This is a genomic window from Gammaproteobacteria bacterium CG11_big_fil_rev_8_21_14_0_20_46_22, from assembly GCA_002796245.1.
GTDB lineage: Bacteria > Pseudomonadota > Gammaproteobacteria > UBA12402 > UBA12402 > 1-14-0-20-46-22.
Genome location: PCWT01000064.1, coordinates 45,614 through 61,548 on the forward strand (window position 1 = coordinate 45,614; position 15,935 = coordinate 61,548).

General features: G+C 48.4%; 15 protein-coding genes. 10 read left to right on the plus strand and 5 right to left on the minus strand.

Annotation, left to right across the window (positions count from 1 at the left end; translation table 11 throughout):
• Nucleotides 1-33 precede the first annotated feature (33 nt).
• Nucleotides 34-972, minus strand: a complete 939-nt coding sequence (locus COV52_08980; protein ID PIR10411.1) for a hypothetical protein — start codon at nucleotides 970-972, stop codon at nucleotides 34-36.
• 87 nt (nucleotides 973-1,059) lie between these two features.
• Entirely contained in the window at nucleotides 1,060-1,788 is a 729-nt protein-coding gene (gene lptB, locus COV52_08985; protein ID PIR10412.1) for an LPS export ABC transporter ATP-binding protein, read from the minus strand.
• A gap of 118 nt (nucleotides 1,789-1,906) precedes the next feature.
• On the opposite strand from lptB, the gene COV52_08990 reads away from it, so the two are divergent.
• Nucleotides 1,907-3,760 (plus strand): ABC transporter ATP-binding protein, encoded by a 1,854-nt coding sequence (locus tag COV52_08990; GenBank protein PIR10454.1) that lies wholly within the window; start codon nucleotides 1,907-1,909, stop codon nucleotides 3,758-3,760.
• Nucleotides 3,761-3,934: 174 nt separating this feature from the next.
• Here COV52_08990 and lptC read toward each other — a convergent pair whose 3' ends face one another.
• The 3 genes from lptC to COV52_09005 are packed head-to-tail and all read right to left on the minus strand — an operon-like array spanning nucleotide 3,935 to nucleotide 6,051.
• Nucleotides 3,935-4,546 (minus strand): LPS export ABC transporter periplasmic protein LptC, encoded by a 612-nt coding sequence (lptC, locus tag COV52_08995; protein PIR10413.1) that lies wholly within the window; start codon nucleotides 4,544-4,546, stop codon nucleotides 3,935-3,937.
• Nucleotides 4,543-5,088: a hypothetical protein gene (locus tag COV52_09000; protein PIR10414.1), complete on the minus strand. Its 546-nt coding sequence runs from the start codon at nucleotides 5,086-5,088 to the stop codon at nucleotides 4,543-4,545. The genes lptC and COV52_09000 overlap by 4 nt, the downstream gene beginning before the upstream one ends.
• On the minus strand, nucleotides 5,089-6,051 hold the full coding sequence (locus tag COV52_09005; protein ID PIR10415.1) for a D-arabinose 5-phosphate isomerase: 963 nt from the start codon (nucleotides 6,049-6,051) through the stop codon (nucleotides 5,089-5,091).
• 190 nt (nucleotides 6,052-6,241) lie between these two features.
• Between COV52_09005 and COV52_09010 the strand changes: the two genes are divergently transcribed.
• The 9 genes from COV52_09010 to COV52_09050 all read left to right on the plus strand — a co-directional run bounded on the left by COV52_09010 (nucleotide 6,242) and on the right by COV52_09050 (nucleotide 15,933).
• Nucleotides 6,242-6,970, plus strand: a complete 729-nt coding sequence (locus COV52_09010; protein ID PIR10416.1) for a phospholipid ABC transporter ATP-binding protein MlaF — start codon at nucleotides 6,242-6,244, stop codon at nucleotides 6,968-6,970.
• Nucleotides 6,967-7,746: an ABC transporter permease gene (locus COV52_09015; protein ID PIR10417.1), complete on the plus strand. Its 780-nt coding sequence runs from the start codon at nucleotides 6,967-6,969 to the stop codon at nucleotides 7,744-7,746. Before COV52_09010 ends, COV52_09015 begins: the two co-directional genes overlap by 4 nt.
• Nucleotide 7,747: 1 nt before the next feature.
• Nucleotides 7,748-8,266, plus strand: coding sequence for an outer membrane lipid asymmetry maintenance protein MlaD (mlaD, locus tag COV52_09020; protein PIR10418.1), 519 nt, complete (start codon nucleotides 7,748-7,750; stop codon nucleotides 8,264-8,266).
• Complete coding sequence (locus COV52_09025; protein ID PIR10419.1) at nucleotides 8,263-8,889, plus strand: signal peptidase; 627 nt, start codon at nucleotides 8,263-8,265, stop codon at nucleotides 8,887-8,889. Before mlaD ends, COV52_09025 begins: the two co-directional genes overlap by 4 nt.
• Nucleotides 8,890-8,892: 3 nt before the next feature.
• A complete protein-coding gene (locus COV52_09030; protein ID PIR10420.1) occupies nucleotides 8,893-9,189 on the plus strand; it encodes a hypothetical protein in 297 nt (98 codons plus the stop codon).
• 137 nt (nucleotides 9,190-9,326) lie between these two features.
• Entirely contained in the window at nucleotides 9,327-11,234 is a 1,908-nt protein-coding gene (locus COV52_09035) for a hypothetical protein (GenBank protein ID PIR10421.1), read from the plus strand.
• 121 nt (nucleotides 11,235-11,355) lie between these two features.
• On the plus strand, nucleotides 11,356-14,079 hold the full coding sequence (locus COV52_09040; protein PIR10422.1) for a hypothetical protein: 2,724 nt from the start codon (nucleotides 11,356-11,358) through the stop codon (nucleotides 14,077-14,079).
• A 73-nt stretch (nucleotides 14,080-14,152) separates the two neighbouring features.
• Nucleotides 14,153-15,412 carry a histidine--tRNA ligase gene (locus tag COV52_09045; GenBank protein PIR10423.1) on the plus strand — a complete coding sequence of 420 codons (1,260 nt, stop codon included), beginning with the start codon at nucleotides 14,153-14,155 and terminating at the stop codon, nucleotides 15,410-15,412.
• Nucleotides 15,412-15,933 (plus strand): hypothetical protein, encoded by a 522-nt coding sequence (locus tag COV52_09050; GenBank protein PIR10424.1) that lies wholly within the window; start codon nucleotides 15,412-15,414, stop codon nucleotides 15,931-15,933. The genes COV52_09045 and COV52_09050 overlap by 1 nt, the downstream gene beginning before the upstream one ends.
• Nucleotides 15,934-15,935 lie beyond the last annotated feature (2 nt).

Sequence of the window (15,935 nt, forward strand, 5' to 3'; positions counted from 1 at the left end):
ATAAAGCGCCGTATTTTCTTGGCTTAATTTTGCTCATCTAGGGCTGCGGGTTGAGCTGAGTTCCTTAACTTTTTTTGTTGTTTGACTATTTCTGATTTCACCGGGTTCAAGCGATGGGCTGTGTGGGGCGCGCTTTAGATCTGAGTTGTCGTTTGAATCGCTGGGGATATCATCAAGATTCAAATCGACGCCACCAAGACAGCATGAGTTCAGCCGTTTTTTGCCCAGTAGTCCGTTTTGTGGGTATGCGACGTGCATGAGTGGGCTTGGCGGCGGCGCCGGGCGTTCGTGCTCTCTTTGCCTTGTGTCTGGCTTGAAGGCTTGTGGGTCGATAAACGCCAATAGTGACTGACTGTTCTCTTTCGGTTCGCTGCTGCAGAGCTCACTGAGTTGCTGGCCTAGGCTAGCCCATGTTTCGTTGCGTGGTTCAATGTTTGCCAATCTTAGGGCTCTGGTGATGAGGGGGGAGAGGTCATCTTGTGAGAGACCGCTGATGAGTTTGTCTTCAATTATCGTATTGAGGTTGAACAGTACGCGGGTCATGCTGCGGCAGTCTAGTGTTTGATTTGGCCTGTAATTTTCGGCTAGAGTTTTTATTAACGCTTTGGGATTGTGTACTTTCTCGTTACGGTATTTTAACCATAAGAGAAGTAAGTGGGATGCTTTGACAGGATGGGAGTTGCTTATTAGTTCTCTTGTGGGTAGGTCGTTTAAAAACAGCAGGTTTTCATGGTGTTGTGGTTTTTTGCTCGCTATGAATATGAAGATGTCGCATAGGTGCGAATAAGTCTGAGTATCTATGTCGCCAGTAGGCCTGTTCAAGAGAAGGCGGTTAATATAGGTCAGCACCTGCTTCACATAGGCCGTATTAATGGTTTCAAGCGGTTCGGGTTTATTGCCTTGAAAGCGCTGAATGTAGTGAAACAGCTGGTCGGTGTGATGCTGGGGATTGGGTGTTTGATAAGTTGGCATAAAGTTGACTCTTATTGCTTTATTCTGGTCCAAAATTATACAGATATTAAACCAAAATGAAAAGAAAAACGAGTTTAGGGATGCGCTCTAGATCGCAAACTGATCGCCCAAGTACACATCGCGCACTTGCTGATTGCTGAGGATGGTGTTGGTGTCGCCTTCGCAGAGAATTTTACCTTCGGACATAATATAGGCATGATCACAGATATCTAAGGTTTCACGCACATTGTGGTCAGTAATCAATACACCAATATTTCGCACTTCACACAGGTGGCGAACGATTTGTTTGATGTCGATGACTGAGATGGGATCAACGCCGGCGAAGGGTTCGTCCAGGCAAATAAATTTAGGATCGCGAGCCAGTGCGCGGGCGATTTCGACACGGCGGCGCTCACCGCCTGAGAGTGTCATGCCGATGTTGTTACGAATATGCGTGATGTGAAATTCTTTGAGTAAGTCTTCAAGCTTTTCTTGGCGTTGCTCGAGTGAGAGTTCTTTACGAAGCTCCAAAATGGCCATGATGTTATCGTGTACCGATAGTTTTCTGAAAATAGAGGCTTCTTGCGGCAGGTAGCCCAGGCCTTTGAGTGCGCGTTTGTGAATGGGTAGCTTGGTGATGTTTTCACCGTCGAGTATGACATGGCCCTGGTCAGCTCCGACTAGACCCACGATCACATAAAATGCGGTGGTTTTGCCAGCACCATTCGGGCCTAAAAGGCTCACAATTTGGCCGCTTTTGACGTTGAGCGATACCTCGTTGACCACCGTGCGGGCGGCGTAAGATTTGTTGATGCTATTAACGACTAATTCACTCATAGCCGGACATTCTAAAGGAGGAATTGAAATTTGGCGATGCTTTTCTGTTTGGGGGCTGAGTTTTTAGCGCTTTTGAGCTATGCTTGCGCCCAGGTCTTTGGAGGCGATTGAGAACGCTATGCTGTTAAAACTTGTGAACATGAGCTTGCGCTATGCCGATCGAATTTTGCTCGATGGCGTGAATCTGCAAATCGAAAAAGGCGATCGTTTGTGCTTATTGGGCCGTAATGGTTCGGGTAAATCCAGTTTGTTGAAAATCATTACCGGCGAGGTTCAGCCGGATGCCGGCAATATCGAAGTAAGGCAAAATATTCGGATTGCAGCCCTAGCCCAAGATGTGCCGCGCGCACAAGACGCGAGCGTGTTTGAGGTGGTCTTGCAGGGGTTTGCTGAGGCTGCGCCCCTATTAACTGCGTATGAAAAATTAAGCCGAAACTTGCAGCCTGAGCGCATCGGCGAGTTTGAAAAACTGCAGCAAGCCATCGAGGCGAATGATTGGTGGCAGCTTCAGAACAAGGTTCAAACGGTGCTTTCACGTTTGGGTCTTGATGGCGAGGTGAATTTTTCAGGTTTATCGGGTGGCTGGAAGCGCCGCGTGTTGCTGGCGCAAGCCTTGGTCACCGAGCCGGATATTCTTTTGCTCGATGAGCCTACCAATCACTTGGATGTGGCGGCGATTGAATGGCTAGAGAGTTTCTTGCAACAATATCAAGGCGCGGTGTTATTCATTTCGCACGATAGGCGTTTTTTGGAAAAAGTGGCTAATCGCATTGTCGAATTGGATCGCGGGCATTTGCACGCTTACCCCGGCAGTTACCCAGCTTTTTTAGCACACAAAGAAGAGTTTCTGGCGGCGCAAGAATCTGAGAATGCTAGGTTTGATAAAAAATTAGCGGAAGAAGAAGTGTGGATTCGCCAGGGTATTAAAGCCAGAAGAACGCGCAATGAAGGGCGTGTGCGCGCCTTGAAAGCGATGCGTGAAGAGCGCACGTTGCGTCGTGAGCGACAAAAAACGGCAGCACTTGCGATTGATGCGGGCGATAAGTCGGGCAAACTTGTGATCGAAGCTGAGCATGTCAGCGTAAGCTACGATGAGGTGAAACCTATTGATAACTTTAGTTGCAGAATCATGCGTGGCGATAAGATTGCCATCATCGGCCCTAATGGTTGTGGTAAAACGACACTCTTGAAAATTTTACTCAAAGAGCTTGAAGCAGATGCGGGCACTGTGCGCCACGGCACACAGCTTGAGATTGCGTACTTCGATCAGCTGCGCGATCAACTTAATTTAGATGAAACCGTGCTGGATAATGTTGCCGGCGGTAGGTTGTTTATTGAAGTGAATGGCAAAAATCAACATGCCATTAGTTACTTGCAGGACTTTTTATTTCCCGCTTCGCGCGCCATGCAGCTCGCGAGAGTTTTGTCGGGCGGTGAGCGCAATCGCTTATTGTTGGCAAAGCTCTTCACAAAACCTGCGAATGTTTTGGTGTTCGATGAGCCCACTAACGATTTGGACATTGAAACCCTGGAGTTGCTGGAATCATTGCTGGTGGATTATAAAGGCACCGTGTTGTTAGTGTGTCACGATCGCGCTTTTGTCGATAATGTGGCGAGCACGGCGTTTGTGTTTGAAGGCCATGGCAAAGTGCAAGAATACATTGGTGGGTATACAGAATCGAAGCAGCAGCGTGCGGTTGAGGCAAAAAAGATTGCAGAGCCCAAGTCTGTTGAGAAAAAGCCAGTCCAAGCTAAAACGAAACTGAGCTATAACGAGCAGCGTGAGCTTGAGCAATTGCCTGCTGACATTGAGAGGCTCGAAAATGATATTGCTTCGCGTCACGAAGCCATGGCGCAAGCTGATTTTTATCAGCAGCCTGCAGATACACTCGTTAAAGCCAGCGACGAGCTGAAAGCACTGGAAACACGTTTGGCTGAAAAGTACCGGCGTTGGGAAGCCTTGGATCAATAGGCAACGTCCCTAAAGTCGTCGCCGGTTTTCAGGGCCGCATGCATAAAGGATTTGGCCCCACTTTGGCGAGCAGTCAGCACAAGAGCATAGCCGAGACTACAGGCTCGGCGAAGCGGGTGAGCGAGACAAGGCGGGGGCAAATCCAAAAGCATGCGGTGCAAACGCGGCGGGTATTTAGTCCATCACGTGCTTGGGCGAGTTTTTACTGCTGACATGATATTTAGCATGTGCTTGAGACAAGAAATCCACTTTGTCTGTTTTAAGGTTTGCAATCATGCCCACGGCGTGGATCACAGAGCCTTGTTGATACACGACGACAGGGGCTTGTGTTTTTGCGAGTTGCGTGTCCGGGTAGTAGTTCAGTGTGGATGTTTGTATCTCGGTTTCTTTGCTGCCGGGGCCAGGCAGTTGTTTGATCACGACATTATCTTGCAGATGCAGGTAAGTGGCTTGCGGGTTTTTTTTGTTTTCATAGTAGTCGCCGAAATTGGCTGTGATGCGCCAAGGCACATGTTGTTTGTCGTAAGAGAAAAAAACCGGTGAGGTTAAATGTAGCTTGTCTTCTTTTGCATAATGATCAACGGTGGGTGAATTCACTTTGCTTTTGAGCTGGCCATCTGTATTGGTTGAAAAGCCATGCGTTTGAGTCATATACCAATCGGGCGGCTGTTTTTTATTGGCTTCGTTTTTTAGCTTGGATGAGCCGCTGGTGGTCAGTAGATCGCGTGCGGCGATGAGTGTGAGCAGGGCGAGTGCAATGACTAATGTGATACGGCGCCAGCTCATACGATGTAGCCTCGTGTGGCTAAGTACTGTTGGATGACGGTGTCGTAGTTGTTTTGTGCGTGCAAAATCATTTCACAAGCTTCTCTGACAGCACCGTGGCCACCCGCGTTTTGAGTGATCCATTGTGCATGTTGCTTGGCAAGCTCACAAGCGTTCGGCACGGTAATGGCAAGTCCTGACAGTTGTAAGCAGGGGATGTCGGTTAAATCATCACCCATGTAGGCGCACTCATTGGCTGAAAGATTTAAGGTGTTTTGTAAGGATTCAAACACCGGTTTTTTGATGTCTTGTCCCATGAACACGTGTTTAATGCCAAGCTCTTGTGCGCGCTTTTCCACCATGGCTGAGCGACGCGCGGTGATGAGCGCGACGCTCACACCAGTCTGCATCAGCAGTCGAACACCCATGCCATCGTGCGTATGAAAGCGTTTAAGAGTTTCTCCAGACTCGCCGTAGAGTAAGCTGCCATCTGTAAGGATGCCATCAACGTCTAACACCAGTAGCTTTATGTTTTTTGCAAGGGTTAAGTCGTTATGGCTCATTTACACTACTCCTGCGTGAAAAAGGTCGTGAATGTTCAGCGCACCTACGATGCGATTTTTTTCATCGCAGACGACAAGCCCTGTGATTTTGTGAGATTCCATCAGTTGAGCGGCTTGTGCAGCTAGCATGCCGCTTTTGGCAACCACGCCACCTTGTGTCATCGCTTCTTGGATGGGGGTGGTTTTTACGTTAATGTCTTTGTCGAGCGCGCGTCGTAAGTCACCATCGGTGAAAACGCCCAACAGTTGTTTATTTTCGTCAACCACCGCCGTAAAGCCAAGTTTCTTGCTGCTGACTTCTAAAATGGCATCGATCACTTTGGCTGAGGGTGAAACGCAAGGGATGGTTGGTCCGGTGTGCATGATATCGTCAACGCGCAACAGTAGTCGTTTGCCTAAGTTGCCACCAGGGTGTGAGCGTGCGAAATCTTCTTTGGTGAAGCCGCGAGCGTTGAGCAAGGCAATGGCCAGCGCATCGCCCCACATGAGCGCGACCGTGGTGCTTGATGTGGGTGCAAGGTTGTGAGGACAGGCTTCTTTGTCGACATGGCCGTCAAGATGCACATTGGCATGTTTTGCAATACTCGAGTGCGCGTCGCCTGTGATGGCAATCATGGGAATGTTAAATCGTTTAATTAAGGGTAATAGCGTGATGACTTCAGGCGTGTTACCTGAGTAGGAAAAAACCAGCACCACGTCTTGTACGGTGATCATGCCAAGATCTCCGTGGCTGGCCTCACCGGGGTGCACAAAAAAAGCCGGTGTGCCGGTGCTGGCCAATGTGGCAGCCACTTTGTTGCCAATATGACCTGACTTGCCCATGCCTAGTACAATGACACGCCCTTTGCATGCCAGCATAAGTTCGCAGGCGCGGTCAAACGCGCTGTCTAAGCGTTCAGGCAGGCTGTTGGCGGCCTCGAGCTCTGTTTTGATGGCTTGTAAACCAAACTCACGAAATGTCATGGGGTGTCCTGATTCTTTTGTGGAAAAAAGGTGTCTTTTTTCAATCATGAACGCTAATATACCAACTTTGGTTTGGTTTATTAAGTCAATTCTTTAGGGAACGTTTTTTGTGACAGACGGGGGTAATATCATTGAGGTCAAGGACTTGACCTTTAGGCGTGGGCGGCGAAAGATTTTCAACCGTATTTCCATGGTGATTCCTCGCGGGAAAATTATTGCTGTTATGGGCCCAAGTGGTACTGGTAAAACGACCTTATTGAAGCTTATCGGTGGACAATTGGCTCCTGAGCACGGTCATATTCTATTCAATGGTAAAAATGTCCACGAGCAATCGCGCCACGATTTGTTCGAGCTTCGCAAAAGCATGGGCATGTTGTTTCAAAGCGGCGCCTTGTTCACCAATTTAAGCGTGTATGATAATGTGGCTTTCCCTTTGCGCGAGCATACGAACTTATCCGAAGCCCTAATTCGCACGTTGGTACTCATGAAATTACAAACGGTGGGTTTGCGCAATGCGCGATTTTTTATGCCGAATGAATTATCAGGTGGTATGGCCCGGCGTGTGGCATTTGCGCGCGCGATTGCGCTCGATCCTGAGGTGATCATGTACGATGAGCCTTTAACAGGGCTGGACCCGATCTCGATGGCCATGCTGTTACGCTTGATGAAAAAAATTAATGAGACCTTGGGTTTGACTAGTATTATCGTTTCACATGATGTTAAAGAGGTCGCAGGTATTGCTGACTATATTTACGTCTTGTCTGAGGGTAAAGTCATTGGCGAAGGTGATGGCCAGACGATGTTGAAAAGCAACAACCCTGAGGTGAAACAATTTATGCACGGCTTGCCCGATGGCCCGGTGCCGTTTCATTACCCAGGCTGTGAGTATTTGCGTGACTTGATGGGGGATGAAATATGACCTTTGTCGAGAGTTTGGGCCGCATGGCAATTTATTTTTGCTGGCGTGTCGGTGTAGCAGGGCTTATTCTTTTTCGTTCGATTATTCGAAAGCCTGACTTTAAACATGGTTTTGTTGAGTTAGTCGGCCAGCTGTATTCCGTGGGTGTGTTATCGCTTGTGATTATTGTGGTCTCGGGTTTGTTTATTGGGATGGTGGTTGGCCTTCAAGGCTATAATACGCTCGATAAATTTGGCGCCACACAAGCGCTGGGCCAGCTTTTGGCTTTAAGCGTGGTGCGCGAGTTAGGTCCTGTGGTTACAGGTTTGCTGTTTGCTGGTCGTGCAGGCTCTGCGCTTACTGCGGAAATTGGTTTGATGAAGGCGACAGAGCAATTGTCCGGCATGGAAATGATGGCTGTTGACCCTTTGCATCGCGTCATCGCGCCGCGTTTTTGGGCCGGCTTTATTAGTATGCCCTTGTTGGCGATTATTTTTTCGGCCGTGGCTATTTATGGCGGTTATTTGGTCGGTGTAAAGTGGTTGGGTTTGGATGCCGGCTCGTTTTGGTCGAACATGCGAGGCTCAGTGGCATTTGGCGCCGACCTGATGAATGGGGTCGTCAAAAGCATTGTGTTTGGTTTTGTGGTCGTTTGGATCGCCGTGTTTCAAGGGTATGAGTGTGTGCCCACTTCAGAAGGCATTGGCCGTGCCACAACACGCACGGTGGTGTTTTCATCACTCGCTATTTTAGGCTTAGATTTTATATTAACCGCAATGATGCTCGGGGGCTGGTAGCATGCAAAAGCAACGTGTGACTGAAATGGTCGTGGGAATATTTATTATTATCGCGATTTTGTGTTTTATTTTTTTGGCGTTTAAGGTCAGCGGCTTGACGTCTTTTTCGCATGCCAATACCTACAGGGTGAAAGCTGAGTTTCAAAACATTGGTGATTTGAAAGTGCGTGCGCCAGTGACCATCGCAGGTGTGGCCATTGGCCAGGTTTCGCACATTGATTTAGACCCGGAAACCTATCAAGCGGTCGTGACAATGAAAATTGCTCAGAGAGATCAAATTCCTGTGGATTCGACAGCGAATATTTTCACGGCAGGTTTGATTGGTTCTAACTATGTGAGTATTACGCCAGGCTTTAGTCCGGTGTTTGTTAAGAACGGCGGCAATATCTTGCGCACGAACCAAGCAATGATTTTACAAGACGTGATTGGTCAGCTACTGTTTAGTTTAAAGGGCGGTGATGATAAAGCCGATGATAAAGCGAAAGCATCGACATCAACAGTGAAGGATGGGGTAAAATGAGACGTTTGAAAAAAATTATTTGCACAGTGTTGTGTGGCTTAAGTGTCTTAGGATTTTCGGCCACGCCTAATCCGACCACTATGTTAAACACTATGACTCAGCAATTGTTGTCATCGTTAAAGCAAAATCGCGCCAAACTCAAAAGCCATCCGACCTTTGTTTACAGCTTGGTCGATAAGATTTTATTGCCGCATGTCGATAAAGTCACAATGGCGCAATCAGTGCTGGGTCGACAAGGTTGGATGCGGGCTACGCCGGCTGAGCGCAAAGCCTTTACGGATGAATTTACCAACACAGTCATTCGCACGTATGCATCAGCACTCAATGCGTATACCGATGAAACGGTGAAGTATTTTCCGATTCGCGGTGGTTATGAAGGCAAGCAATTTGTGCAGGTCAACAGCCAAATTGTGCGCCCGGATGGTCCGCCAGTGCCAATCATCTACAGCATGATTTTAAAGGGTGAGGCTTGGAAAGTGTTTGATATGAATGTGGAAGGCATCAGTCTTTTGCAAAGCTTCCGTTCGCAATTTTCCGCACAACTGTCACAAGGCATGAGTGTGGCGAGTATTATTTCAAACTTGAAAGCACACAATCAAAAAATTGGCGTGAAGAAATCATAATCTATGGCTGAGTTAAGCTTTGACAACAACACGCTGTCGCTCAAAGGCGATATCACTTTTCAAACGGCCACCGCGTGTTATGAATCGGGCCTTGCCCATTTTCAAAAAGGCCGGGCCTTAGTCGTGGATTTCTCTGGGATCGAAAAAGTCGACAGCTCTGCTTTGGCTGTTTTGCTCGCCTGGCTTAAAGAGGCTAAAATCCGCGAGGTCGCGCTCAGTTATCGCGCGCTACCCGCCTCGCTTAAACAACTTGCCGCCTTGTGCGAGTTAACCATGGTGTTTAATACGCTCTATACCTAAATATCTAACGCGCCGAAAGACCTCCTCATTATGCAACAACGCCCCTTTGTGCGTGTCCTGCGCCGAAAAATGCCCCCGTTAAGAAAAGCATAAGAAAAGTATGGCATACTGATTTCAAACGCCAAGAGGATAATAATATGCCAAAACGTAGGGTTAAAGAGAAGAAGGCTAAAGAGAATAAGGCTAAAGCACTCGAAAAAGAAATCAAGGCACTTAAGCCTGCTTTTCACAAGTGGGCGAGGGCGATGTGCCGGCATAACGCTGCTGGAGACCCCACGCACTGGACCGCCACGCCTCGCCCTACTGCGGACTTGGCTGTTGTAGCCATGCTGGAAGCTTTTTACGCACTTCAAACTGCCTTGTCAAAGGCTTTGGCGGCTAGAGAGGATACTGAGCAGAATATTGAACAGAATGCTCGTTCAGCCCCTGGTAATCCCCCTTCCTTCGAGACACCCATTGGTTTTTGGAAGCCGCCAAGGCAGAAGCTCTCAGCGATTATGAAGCTCCCAGCGATTGAAAGGACAGCAGCGTTTGCTCAAGAACTGTATGATCTTACTCAACAAGCAAGCAGGCTCGCCGGACAGGTTGCTTCTGAGGGCGTTAACACGGAAGAGCAGCGTTCTGCTATTTCCGATGCGCTGACTGGGCTGATTAATTTTATGGAAGAGGCCGTTGAGCCTGCACGCAAGGCCCTCGATTTCATGAGAGATTTTCTTTTGAAAAGTGTCGGCAATGTTCAAGCGCGTAGCAATGCTCAACCACCGTCCACAGCCGTTGCTTTAGAGACACCTGCCGACGCGCTGTCGAATAATGATGCTCGTCTCGCTGGGCTGCTTGCAGAGGCTGTGACGACGCTCAGCGCTCTGGCTGACCAGCTTGATGATGATGGCGTTGTCTCTGAGACGATGCGTGCTACTGTTAAACAAACCATTGCTGATATACGCTGCTTCCATTTGATCGCTTTTGGTTATTTGCCAGAGGTTTTAGCTGCCCCTGATCGTTTGGCGCTTCAGGCTAGTCTTGAGGCTCAGTCTGATGATTCTTGCGATAATCCGTTCAAACTGCTTAAAGCTCACATTACGAACTTCTCAAGGGAAGCGCTTAAGCTGTCTATGGCTCATCTTCCTTCTGCTCTTGATCCTGATCTTGAGCCTGATCTTTCTGCTGCTGTTGGAGATCAGAAGTTTATGGGGAGGTGTCTTCTTGTGGCTGGGGTTTTTTTGGGTCTGAAGAGTTCTCTAACGAGTTTTCAACAGGCGAGTTTTCAACAGGCGAGTCTTCTGCAGGCTGATAGCGAGGCCGCCGCGAGAGCCTGTGACTATGGTAGCGATGACGATGACAGTGATGATGCCTCCTCCCAGGCGCGCAGCAATGGTCAACCACCACCGTCCACAGCCGTTGCTTTAGAGACACCTGCCGACGCGCTGTCGAATGATGCTCGTCTTGCTCGGCTGCTTGCAGAGGCTGTGGCGCTCAGCGCTCTGGCTGACCAGCTTGATGATAATTTGTTTTCTAATGGCGTTGTCTCTAAGGTGCGTACTGCTGTTGCACGAGCCATTCAAGCCATTAATGATATATGCCGCATCCAATCGACTGGTCCTGTGTCAGCTGTTCTAGCTGACCCTGGTCTTTTGGCGCCTCAGGCTCGTCTTAAGCCTCAGTCTGATGATTCTTGCGAGGATCTGTTCAAACGGCTTGAAGCTGGCGTTACGAGGCTTTCAAGAAAAGCGTTTGAGCTGTCTAAGTCTAATACTCCTTCTGATGTTGATTTTGCTGAGCGCTGTCTTCTTGTGTGTCAGGTTTTTTTGAGTCTGCAGCGTTCTCTACATAGTCTTCTGCAAGCTGAGCTAAACGCCACGAAAGTCTGCATTGCTGCCCTCCACAGTGCTGCTGCCCATGCTGCCCGCCGCAGCGAGGACGATGACAGCAATAGCGATGACAGCGATGATGACTATGACAGCGATGACGATGACAGCGATGACGATGACAGCAATAACGTCGGCAGCAATAACGTCGGCAGCCCCCTTAATAAGAAGGGTGCCTGATTTGAATCGCAAGAGGCGTTTGCCAGAAACGACTGAGTCCGCGTACAGGTGGTATTGTAAACTGCAAGAGGCGTTATGGCATCTCTGCGAGTGCTTCTGCCGCGAGAAAAACATTGATTGTATGGGTTTAGCAAACCTATTCTTTGCTCGAAAATCGCGTACTGTTTATTGGCCAGGATTTCCTGTTATTTTACTCTTTGGTTTTTTTAGGGAGATTGAGTGGTGGATTCGCGCAAAACGCGAGTTGCAGCGAAGCGATCCAAAAGCTGTCAATGCAGAGCTTAAAATAAGTCTCGATGCTTTATATGCCTCATATACCTCTATCAGGAAATCTAGACTGAGTAAGGAGCAGAATTTCTTTTTAATGGCTTTCGGGAATAGTTATCAGCATAGGGTGTATACAGGTAATGTACCAGTAGAGGGTTTTCCCGCTGCCTTGTTGGAGTATATCGGTACAAGAGCAGTCGTGTACGCGCAGAACGAATGGATTATCACATTGATTCGTGACCTGGAATGTAATGTTTTACCACCAATGAAGAGCACAATAGAAATTGTTTTGCCCGTTCTGCGCGACTTGAAAATAGCTCTCGATGACAAGAAGCCTTGGGTGATAAATGCTTTAGCTAAGCTTGTGCCTACAAATATTCTTCTCTTGCAACACTTAGTAAGAGACGGGCGTATTGATCTTCTTGAAGCAATGCAAAGCTCACTCCAAAGTGACGAAGCAGGAGAGGAGTTTCGCTTAATCCTTCAATCAAGCCAGAATAGCGCGGGCGTAACGTTGCTTGGCTATGCAATTGTAGAAAAAAACTTTTTGATGATCCAATGGCTGCATAATAAGGGGGTTGATTTTCGTGCGTTAGTTGATTATCAATATGGGCTGGATGCGTATGCCTTGGCTGTAGAGGAGGATGCGGCTAATGTTTTGCTGCAGTTATTGCGACTCCAGCCGACAAACTTAGAATCAGAAAAAATCGAAATAGCAGCGCCTACCGCGCCCGCCTCGCCACCTGCGGCCAGTCCTTGTGACAGAGTGCTGAATCCTTTTCCTTTGGGTGATGATGGTCCATTCAGACAAGAAGCGAAACCAGCGGGTAGAAAGTTTGTTAACGTAACGCCAATAGTCACGTGTAGAGCTAAAACAAAAGCGGTCATGGACGCGCTTGATTCCTTTCTTTCTACCTGTAAGCCTAGCGGCAACTTGGTGGACTTACTAAGAAAAAAGGGCGTAATTAAAAAAAAATTATCCGAAATGCAAGGCTTACTGGCTGAGTTTATTGCTGTTTCCGTGAAGGACACTGGCGCAGAGACGGGGGAATTTATACAGCGCGTAGAGGACTCTGTTGAGACAATTAAGGAACGGCTGAGGCTTGTTTCAGAGCAGGGGGAGCTGTGTAAAAAGAAAATTAAGAGGCTTTGTGCCAAACTAGCCGATCGTCGAAAAGCAGTCGAGGATACACTGCAACCCTTGGATGCTGCTATACGTCAAGCCAAAACCAGGCTGCCTACGGAGGAATGCGATGTTGTCCATTTTTCACCGATCAATATTAAGGCGAGCCAGGACTGCTTTTCTGAGGGTTGCGTGATCCTCCAAGAAGAACTCACCCAGTTATACAAGGTAGCAGGCAATACGCGCCAGTATGCGGACCAAAAAGCCCAGTGTAACCTATGGCATGCTAGGGTTGCGTCGCTTATTGAAGCGGCCAACACTATTGCTCGAAAGATAACTGAGCAGAAAGAAGAAGCGCTTAGAAAAGCGTTGCATGAGCGCGAAGAAAAACAAAAAGAAGCAAAGCTCTTAGAGGATTTATTGGGTATTGAAGGGCAGTTAAACACAATCTCTCAAGATCTTTTAACCTATCAGCAGCAGGCGAGCAGCAAAGCTGGTCTGAAACGTGGCGATAAAGCAGAGCTGGACGAGTTGAATCAAGACGTGCGCAGGTTGGAAGCAGTGCTCGAGCAGCTTCCAGTAGTCAATAAAAAGCCAATTTTGGACATAAGGGCTAGGATAGCAAGGCAGCTCAGTAACATTAAACAGACGCAAATTAAGACGGGTGAGGCTGTCTGTGTGTTGCTTGCTAAAAAGACTGCGGCACTAGAAGCTGCTTACCACGATATCGATGCATTGCTTGCGAGATTAGACAAGTTTGGGAATACAGATACAGTAAATCTCACAACGCATCTTTTTGATCAGATTAAAAGCGAGTTAAAAGAAGCCAGTGAGTTGATTAACTATATTGCAGAATTTGGTGGGTTTGAAGACCCTTCTCAGGCAAGTGCTCGTTTAGAAGCAATGCGCAAGGCCCTCTTATTAAGGAGGCAACAGTGTACAGCTGCACAACCATCCAGCGCTCAAGCAAAAGCGGCTCAATCGGAAGTGCCTCAACCGGAAGTGCCTCAACCGAAAGCAGCTCAACCGAGAGTGTCTCAACGGAAGTCATCAAGGAGGCCACCGTGTACAGCGGCACAACCATCCAGCGCTCAAGCAAAAGCGGCTCAGCCGAAAGCGACTCAACCGACGTCATCAGTGGCTCAGTTTTTTGAGCCCCGTCCGCAAGCTAAGCGAGAAGAAGCTGAGCGAGCCCGCACTGTACAGAGCGAGATAACGGCATTTGAGCGCTCTCTAGTTAAATTAATTGACTCTCAAATAATTGACTCTCAAAGCTGGGGGGAGATTGTTTTGGAGGCGAACCGCTTATTACAGCTTGTTGAGCAAGCGGCGGGGAATGCTTTTTTAAAGAAGGAGGCAATGGACGAGACAATCCGTCGCTTGGAGGAACTGATCGCCAGCATAGCTGAGTTTAGTGAGGAGGCTGCCCCTCCTGCACAAAGCAAGACAAGCTAGGGGTTCTCATCCTTGGCTTTGGTCTTTTTTATCCTTGTGTTAGCATGAGCGAAATCGAGTTGAGAGTGAAAATATGACTCAAAAAATCCAAGCCGTGCGTGGTATGAACGATATTTTGCCCAGTGAAACGCATCGTTGGCAGGCCTTTGAAGCGATTGTGCGCGAACACTTAGCACACTATGCTTACCGTGAAATTCGTTTTCCGATTGTTGAAAAAACGGCGTTGTTTAAGCGTGGCGTGGGTGAGGTGACGGATATCGTCGAGAAAGAGATGTATACCTTCGACGATCGCAATGGTGAGAGTTTGAGCTTGCGTCCGGAAGGCACGGCAGGCTGCGTGCGTGCAGCCGTTGAACATGGTTTGTTGCACAATCAGATTCAACGATTATGGTATATGGGCCCTTTGTTTCGTCATGAGCGACCGCAAAAAGGGCGTTATCGTCAATTTCATCAGGTGGGTGTAGAGGCTTTTGGTATGGACTCGCCGATGATTGATGCTGAGCTGATTGCATTGTCGGCCAGCCTTTGGAAAAAACTGGGCATCGCAGAGTCGGTCACATTAGAAATCAATACCCTTGGCAGTTTTGAATCACGCCAACGTTATCGTGAGAAATTGATTGCGTATTTTTCAGGGCATATAGATGCATTGGATGAAGATAGTCGGCGTCGCTTGCAAAGTAATCCTTTGCGGATTTTAGATTCTAAAAACCCTGATATGAAAGCGGTGACTGTAGGTGCGCCGAAAATGCTTGATAGCCTCGATGAAGCATCGAAAGTTCATTTTGATCGGGTTTGTGCGCTGCTGGATGAGTTGGGTATTACCTACACATTAAACCCTAACTTGGTCCGCGGTTTGGATTATTATTGCCACACGGTGTTTGAGTGGACAACAAATGAATTAGGTGCACAAGGTACTGTGTGTGCCGGCGGGCGCTACGATGCTTTGGTTGAGCAGCTGGGTGGGCGTGCGACCCCGGCGGTGGGCTTTGCCATGGGCATTGAGCGATTATTGTTGCTGTGCGAATTGGGCGATACCTCGCCTGCGCCCGAGGCTTATTTTTTATTGCTCGGCGAGTCAGTTCAGGCGGCAGGCCTCACGATGGCTGAGCAATTGCGCTCAAGTGGGGTTCCTATTCAAGTTGACTGCACGGGCGGCAGCCTGAAATCTCAGATGAAAAAAGCCGATGCCAGTGGTGTGGCGTATGCGCTCATTTTGGGTGAAAATGAGCTTAAAGCGGGTGAGGTCATTGTGAAGCCTTTGCGCGATGAGGGTAAGCAGAAGACAGTTGCGCTGTCGTTGAAACCGTTGCTTGAAGCCATAAAGTGCGTATAATGGGTCTGTTTTTGAACAACAAGGATGCGAGCATGGATGTTGAGCAACAGTCACTGAGCGGTATGTCGCTAGCAAAGGCCTTAATAGATGCAAGGATTGCGCAGGGTTTGTCCGAAGAAGATGTGGCCAATGAATTACGCATTGCTACCTCCACGGTAAAAGCCATTGAAGCGAATCACTACCCCCCTGAGAAAATGGATGTTTACGTTAAAGGCTATATTCGTGGCTATGCTAAACTGGTGCGCGTGCCACTAGAATCCGTTGATCATCACCTTTCTGACCTTGGTGTGCTCGATTGCCCGCAAGCCGCACCTGTGCATACTTTTCGCTATGATAAGTCCCGCCAACGCCGTAAGCCTATGAAGTGGGCAACGTTTGCCATGTCTGGTATTTTGTTGGTCATGGTGATCAGTTGGGTCCAGTGGCAGCGTTCAGCGCCTCTCGGCGCTGCTGCAAATGACTCGGCGAGCTCCGCGAGTCTCGTCCTGAGGCAATCGGCCAAACATCAAGAATCCGCGTGACT

Excerpts from the sequence above, each read along its gene's own strand:
- COV52_09010 (PIR10416.1), top strand. The coding sequence starts at position 6,242 with ATGGTGATTCCTCGCGGGAAAATTATTGCTGTTATGGGCCCAAGTGGT.
- mlaD (PIR10418.1), top strand. The coding sequence starts at position 7,748 with ATGCAAAAGCAACGTGTGACTGAAATGGTCGTGGGAATATTTATTATT.
- COV52_09005 (PIR10415.1), bottom strand. The coding sequence starts at position 6,051 with ATGACATTTCGTGAGTTTGGTTTACAAGCCATCAAAACAGAGCTCGAG.
- COV52_09025 (PIR10419.1), top strand. The coding sequence starts at position 8,263 with ATGAGACGTTTGAAAAAAATTATTTGCACAGTGTTGTGTGGCTTAAGT.
- COV52_08990 (PIR10454.1), top strand. The coding sequence starts at position 1,907 with ATGCTGTTAAAACTTGTGAACATGAGCTTGCGCTATGCCGATCGAATT.
- lptB (PIR10412.1), bottom strand. The coding sequence starts at position 1,788 with ATGAGTGAATTAGTCGTTAATAGCATCAACAAATCTTACGCCGCCCGC.
- COV52_09050 (PIR10424.1), top strand. The coding sequence starts at position 15,412 with ATGGGTCTGTTTTTGAACAACAAGGATGCGAGCATGGATGTTGAGCAA.
- COV52_09045 (PIR10423.1), top strand. The coding sequence starts at position 14,153 with ATGACTCAAAAAATCCAAGCCGTGCGTGGTATGAACGATATTTTGCCC.
- COV52_08980 (PIR10411.1), bottom strand. The coding sequence starts at position 972 with ATGCCAACTTATCAAACACCCAATCCCCAGCATCACACCGACCAGCTG.
- COV52_09035 (PIR10421.1), top strand. The coding sequence starts at position 9,327 with ATGCCAAAACGTAGGGTTAAAGAGAAGAAGGCTAAAGAGAATAAGGCT.
- COV52_09040 (PIR10422.1), top strand. The coding sequence starts at position 11,356 with ATGGGTTTAGCAAACCTATTCTTTGCTCGAAAATCGCGTACTGTTTAT.
- lptC (PIR10413.1), bottom strand. The coding sequence starts at position 4,546 with ATGAGCTGGCGCCGTATCACATTAGTCATTGCACTCGCCCTGCTCACA.
- COV52_09030 (PIR10420.1), top strand. The coding sequence starts at position 8,893 with ATGGCTGAGTTAAGCTTTGACAACAACACGCTGTCGCTCAAAGGCGAT.
- COV52_09000 (PIR10414.1), bottom strand. The coding sequence starts at position 5,088 with ATGAGCCATAACGACTTAACCCTTGCAAAAAACATAAAGCTACTGGTG.
- COV52_09015 (PIR10417.1), top strand. The coding sequence starts at position 6,967 with ATGACCTTTGTCGAGAGTTTGGGCCGCATGGCAATTTATTTTTGCTGG.